The sequence below is a fragment of the Bradyrhizobium sp. LeoA1Lang genome, assembly GCF_055413685.1.
This window is the reverse complement of sequence record NZ_JBVAPG010000285.1, coordinates 1-5,596: the sequence shown is the minus strand read 5'-3', so window position 1 is coordinate 5,596 and position 5,596 is coordinate 1. Positions and strand designations below refer to the sequence as shown.

The following is a 5,596-nucleotide window of genomic DNA, read 5'->3' as shown; positions in this document are numbered from 1 at the left end:
GCAATGGCTGGCTCGACCTGCAAAACCAGCATCTCGCCCTGAACGGGCACGAGATACGGGTCGATGGGCGGTCCTACGCCGAGCGCGGGATCGACGTCGTGCCGACCACCCATATCGGCGTCGCGGCCAAGGCCATCCAGCGCCGGGCGGAGCGCGAGGGACGCGATCCCAACCTCGAACGGCTGCGTGTCTTCGACGAGAACCGGGCCGAGACGTTGAAGCGCATCCAGCGCCGTCCGGAGATCGTGCTCGACATGATTTCGCGGGAAAAGAGTGTGTTCGATGAGCGCGACGTCGGCAAGCTCCTGCATCGCTATGTCGACGATGCCGGGACCTTCCAGCACTTGATGGCGCGGGTGCTGCAAAGCCCCGATGCGCTCCGACTCGAAGGAGAATCTGTCGAGTTCGACACCGGCGCGCGGGCGCCGGCAAAATACACCACCCGCGAGCTGATCCGGCTCGAAGCGGAAATGGCACGGCGCGCGGTCCATCTCTCGGGCGGCACGGCGTTCACGGTCAAGCCGCCGGTCATCGCGGCCGTGTCCGCGGGGCACAGCAACCTCTCGGCCGAGCAACGCTCCGCCATCGCGCATCTGGCGTCCGGAGAGAGGATCGCGGCGGTTGTCGGCCGTGCTGGGGCGGGCAAGACCACGATGATGCGTGCCGCACGCGAGGTGTGGGAGGCCGCAGGCTACCGCGTGGTTGGCGCCGCCTTGGCGGGCAAGGCGGCCGAGGGATTGGAGAAGGAGGCGGGCATCGAATCCCGCACGCTGGCCGCTTGGGAATTGCGATGGAAGAGCGGTCGGGACGGCCTCGACGATAGAACGGTTTTTGTCCTGGACGAGGCCGGCATGGTCGCCTGTTCGTCGAAACAGCGTCAAAGGCGGGAGCGAAGCTCGTCCTGGTCGGCGATCCGGAGCAGCTCCAGCCGATCGAAGCGGGGGCGGCGTTTCGCGCGATCGTCGAACGCATCGGCTATGCCGAGCTCGAGACGATCTATCGCCAGCGCCAGCAATGGATGCGCGACGCCTCGCTCGATCTTGCCCGTGGCCGGACGGCGCAGGCCCTGTCCGCCTATGGTCACCATGGACGTCTGTTCGGCTCGGAGTTGAAGGCGCAGGCGATCGACAATCTCATCGCCGATTGGAACCGCGACTACGATCCGTCCAAGTCGACATTGATTCTGGCGCATCTGCGCCGCGACGTCCGCACGCTGAATGAATTGGCGCGGGCCAGGCTTGTCGAGCGCGGTCTCGTCGAAGCGGGACATGCCTTCCGGACCGAGGACGGCGAGCGCCGGTTTGCGCCGGGTGACCAGATCGTCTTCCTGAAGAACGAGGGCTCGCTCGGCGTCAAGAACGGCATGATCGGCAAGGTCGTGGAAGCCAAGCCGGCGCGCCTGGTCGCCGAGATCGGTGAGGGCGAGGGCCGCCACCGGGTCGAGGTCGATCAGCGCTTCTATCGCAATATCGACCACGGCTACGGCTATCAGCTCTATGCATCCGGCTTGGCCTGGCTCGGTTTGGGGGATGGAGAGGTCCTCTATCTCGAAGTGGCCGAAGACTATGCAGTCGCGGCGCGCGACGCGCTCGCAGGAACCCAGGTCAAGGACACTGGAGGCAGCACGAACATTACACTCCAGTCTGCGGACGTCCGCGCCGCAATCGACTCCTTTGTGGATCTCGCGCACCGCAACCCCAAGCGCGTCGTGTCGCTTCATTATCTGACTACGTCCGAAATCGGCGTGGAGCGGAGCGCGGCGCATCGGATTGCTGGAGGTGCCGCACTTCACTATTGGCGCCGGGCCGCGGCCGGAGCCGATGTCGGGCCCTTACGCTCGGTGGTAGCCGCGCTCGATTTGAAGGCGTCCACGAAACTTTATCTAGAAGCACTGCCGGACGATGGGTTCCGCAGCGATTTCCTCCAACGTATTCACTGGGATTGCGGTGCACCCGGTATCGCAGACGTGCGCGCCGATCTCGAGGCTGGACTTATCGAGTATGTCGCATCAGCAAGGCGGCTCTCAAGCCATACCGGTAAGGCCGTAGTGCCGGCGACGATCGAGCGCTTGCTGATGACGGTGGTCTCCGACAACGCACGGCAATTGCGACGAGCCGACCTCCTCGAGTTAATCGACAAGACGGCCATCGTCCCCGTTCCGTTGGAGCAATTAACCGCAGCGTTCCAGAGCAGCACTGGCACGACCTTTAGTCGTCCAACCTTGCTTGTCCCGGCGAGCGATTTACCTCTTCCCCCGATCCGGGCTCCGCGAGCGGTCTTGGTCGCCGCAATCGACACTGCACGCCGGAGTGCCGGGGTAGCTATCGCAAGTGGCGCGACCGGACTGGGCAAGTCTCTCGCTGCGCGCCTCGTGGGCGAACACAGCGGCGGAGTGTGGTCGATCGTCGACTTCCGCAACCTTTCGCCTTCCGACACCGCTGCACGGCTGTCGCTTCTGCAAGGCGAACTGGCGGCCTCCCCCGCAACGCATCTCATCCTGGATGACGTGAATGAGATCGACGATCCTGCGGTGCGGGATGCACTGTTACGCGTCGTCGCCAGTCTTCAGCGTCGCGATTGCACCGCGATAGTCACAAGCTATCGCGCGCCTACCAGGACGACACATCACCAGTTGGCACCAGAGGCGCCTGCCGCAATCGAGGTCGAATACCTCTCGGAGGAGGCAGTTGTTGAACTCGTGGCACTGGCTGGCGGCGACGCCAAATATGCCGGCGCCGTCTATCGCGCCGCGGCACGAGGCCATCCCCAACTCACCATGGCGACGCTGCTTCATCTGAAGGCGGCGAATTGGTCACGCGCATCCGTTGCTGGGGTCTTGGGCGGGCAGCTCCCCGGTGAACTGGGCCCGGAACGGCGCGCAGCGCGGCAACGATTGATTACAGCGCTCTCAACCGATGCACAGACGCTGCTCTTGCGTGCCAGCCTGATCCGTGGCGGGTTCGAACGAGCTCTGGCGTTAGAGATCGCTGGCCTCGATCCCACCATAGCGCTTCCTGGTCTTCTGCTCGATCAGCTCATTGGGCCGTGGATTGAAACATATCGTAAAAAGCGACTGCGAGTTTCGCCATTGCTGGAAGATGCTGCGGAGGAAGTGCTCACCGCCGCAGAATGTCGGGCCGTCCATCGCCGCGTAGCGGACTCGATGATGCGAAACAGGGACATCTCCGTATTGGATGCGTCGGCAGCGCTGCATCACGCAGTCAAGAGCGAAGAGGGTCGCCTCGTATTCGCTTTGACGCCTCGACTTGGGCACGTTCAAACCACTGCTGCGCTGCCGCCCAGTCGCCGAGCGTGGCAGCGCTTATGCCTGCTTCGCGAGCGATATGAGCTTTCTCGATTGTGTCTTGGCCGCCAGCTTTCGCTGCGGCAGTCAACAGCGGGAGCGCCGCCGCATGATCGCGTCTGCGCCAGTGGATCTTGGCACGAGCGCGCGAGAGCGCGATGTCGAAGCCAAAGTTGTCTTCAGCTTGTATCAGACAGGCGAGTGCTTGTTCGACGTCGTCGCCGTTCTCGTCGAGGCAAATAGCTTGCGCAATTGCGCAGCGTGTCGCGAGCATCGCATTGCCCCATCGCATAGCGAGGTCTGCGCAAGCAGCATAATCGTTGGCAGCAGCCGACCAATCGAATATCGCGGCTCGCGATTCCTTGAGCCAGGCATGGTTGACTAATATTGAAATATCGCCCCGCCCAGGTTGGAAGGACGAGAAGATCTGATCGCGTATCGTGGGTTCGTCGCCATCGAGCCGTTCTAAGATTTCCTTGAAACGGGCAACGCTATCGATATTGCCAAGCTGCCCTGCGAACAAAACGCCGCTTACATACGGATCGCCGCCGGCCGGGGAATTGAAGTTGCGGTTCGCCTCCGCGAGTTGGGGGGAGCTTGTCAGCAGTCGGTCGAACCGAAGTAAGATCTCCAACCAATCGGGAAAAAGCTTGCCCGTGCGTGGATGGAGCAGGATCTTGGATAGCGCGAAACCCTCGATGAGTTCCGGTCCCTCCAGGTGGAGGCGCTCGCGCTCGAACGCGTTCCAGGCGGCGCGCGCATTCTCGGACGTCCCATAGGGGAGGAGGACGAGCAATTGAGCCAATCGCAACATCGCCGACGCCCCGAGGTCTTGAGGGAATATCGGCGTGTCGGTCCTGAAGCTCATCAGTTCGCCCACGAACGGAGCGAGCAGGTCCAGCACGTCCACCGGGCAGGTAATCACGCTGTGCGCGAAAGCTTGACAAGATACCATCGGTACGAGCCATGGCGATCGGGCTGCTCGCCGATACTGCGCATGCCGCCTATTGCGCAAGCCGGCCCGACATATCAATCGTCAAGATGCGCGACGCCTCTCCGCCTTGACAGGTGTCGATGCGGAGGGAACGCTGGCTGAAGCATATTGCCGCCGTGTCGTGCCCCATGGCTTGCTCTGGCTCTATCGAGAAATCACCGGGACCAAAGCGGGCGGTCAGGAAGAAGTAGTCTATCCTCCAGGCTGCGGCAGCAACACAGAACCGCTCGAGGCAATCCGCGAGCATCCTGTCATTGCGCTCGATCTCGGGTTCTACCTGCTGGCCGATGCGGACCAAGCACTCACCGAGCCTACCGGCTTTTATCGCAATTTTCGCGACTATCTAGCCGAGGGCCCGATTGTCTCTTCAGAACTGTCGGTAGCGATCGCCGAAGATCGTAGGACCATCGCAACGCACGACCCAGCTAATTTCGTCGAGCGCGTCCGACGGCATGCTTCAGTGGCGCGCATGGTTACCTCCGGCGAGTGGCTCGAAAGTGGCGACGCACTTAAGAATCCCCGACGCGGCACGATCCCTTTGGCGGCGATCGGCGGGCCCGCCGAGGCAGATCTGCATCGCGCCGCCGAAGACTATCTGTTGAGCTTCGCCACGGCCGCAGCGCTCGCTCGCGAGTTCCACGCGATCGATGCGATCGCCGAGGAAGGATTGGCATCGCCCGAAATCGATTCCATCCATCCTTTGCTTCGACGGATGAGTGGCGACCTCACAGCAATCGCGACCGATCGAGATGGTGCGGCCAACTCGATCTGGCTGCTGCGCGAGGATCTAACGGCGCGCCCCGCCGAGTTTTGCTGGGCGGCTGCATGGCTGCTGTTCCATGTGAACGCGTCGCGGCTCCGCAGTGGTGTGGCCGAGCCGCTTGTGGCGTGGATCTTTGCCGGGTGCACCCATCTTGTCAGCAACGCTCGTTTCCGCCTATCGCTTCCGGCGACCACGGTGCCGCCAGTCGAGGCTGTCCTTGCGCGGCCCGTGCGAACCATCGCGTCTGCCGCCGAATTGCTTCTCACATTCGCGCCCGCAGCGGGGACTCGGTTCGTTCCACAAGCTCGATCAACGCTGGAGGAGATTGCCAAAATTTCGTCTGAGTGAAGGGCGGGAGGGCAATCGCTAACACTGGTTCAAACTCGGTGCTTACTCATAGGTCAGAAATATAGGCGACATTGTTGCGGCGTTGGTGTATGCTATCGGCATGAAACGCGACGGCCGACAACTTGACCATCGAACCCTGGAAGAAATCCGCATGATGGCGTTGGAGCGAGTGCGCGAAGGTGAAAAG

General features: G+C 62.4%; 1 protein-coding gene and 1 pseudogene. Both read left to right on the top strand.

Annotated elements, in window-relative coordinates; translation table 11 throughout:
- Positions 1 to 1,504, top strand: a pseudogene (traA, locus tag ACZYOF_RS41700) (Ti-type conjugative transfer relaxase TraA); the annotation flags it as partial.
- Positions 1,505 to 4,311: 2,807 nt separating this feature from the next.
- Positions 4,312 to 5,409 carry a hypothetical protein gene (locus ACZYOF_RS41695; protein ID WP_463719388.1) on the top strand — a complete coding sequence of 366 codons (1,098 nt, stop codon included), beginning with the start codon at positions 4,312 to 4,314 and terminating at the stop codon, positions 5,407 to 5,409.
- Positions 5,410 to 5,596: the final 187 nt, after the last annotated feature.